The organism is Marinimicrobium sp. UBA4509 (assembly GCF_002388575.1).
In the GTDB taxonomy this organism is placed as follows: domain Bacteria; phylum Pseudomonadota; class Gammaproteobacteria; order Pseudomonadales; family Cellvibrionaceae; genus Marinimicrobium; species Marinimicrobium koreense.
The window spans coordinates 1-530 of sequence record NZ_DGMV01000009.1 but is presented as its reverse complement, the minus strand read 5'-3'; the positions used below and the strand labels follow the sequence as shown (position 1 = coordinate 530).

The following is a 530-nucleotide window of genomic DNA, read 5'->3' as shown; positions in this document are numbered from 1 at the left end:
AAAGGCATTTCCCTCCACGGACCTCAGTGCCACATTCAAACTACATGGTATGCGTCGGCCGCTCGGACTCGAGGGAGCCGGCAAGGTAGGTTTCGATTTTGTTAACGGCGGTGTTGTCCTGGTCGCTGAATTGGACACCTATGCCGGCGGCGCGGTTGCCTTGGGCGCCTTTTGGGGTGACCCAGACGACTTTGCCTGCGACGGGGATTTTTTCGGGTTCGTCCATGAGGTTGAGGAGCATGAAGACTTCATCGCCCAGTTTGTAGCTTTTGCCGGTGGGGATGAACAGGCCGCCGTTTTTGACGAAGGGCATGTAGGCCGCGTAGAGCACGGCTTTGTCTTTGATGGTGAGAGAAAGTATCCCGTTTCGGGCACCGCCAAGTGCGTGCATACTCTGCTCCGGTGTTGGATTTTGGTGAAACAGTAATGGATTCGGGTCCGGGTGTCCAGAATAAAGCCCGGGCCGCGAAGGAGGTGAACCTTTCCAAGACACGCCGTAAACCCGGGCCCCTTCGCGCTCCCGGCGCTTC

At 57.5% G+C, this 530-nt stretch carries 1 protein-coding gene; it reads right to left on the bottom strand.

Annotated elements, in window-relative coordinates; translation table 11 throughout:
• Window positions 1-40: 40 nt before the first annotated feature.
• The gene (locus B3520_RS01275) at window positions 41-391 is read right to left on the bottom strand and encodes a PilZ domain-containing protein (protein WP_024460045.1); all 351 of its coding nucleotides are present in this window, start codon (window positions 389-391) and stop codon (window positions 41-43) included.
• Window positions 392-530 lie beyond the last annotated feature (139 nt).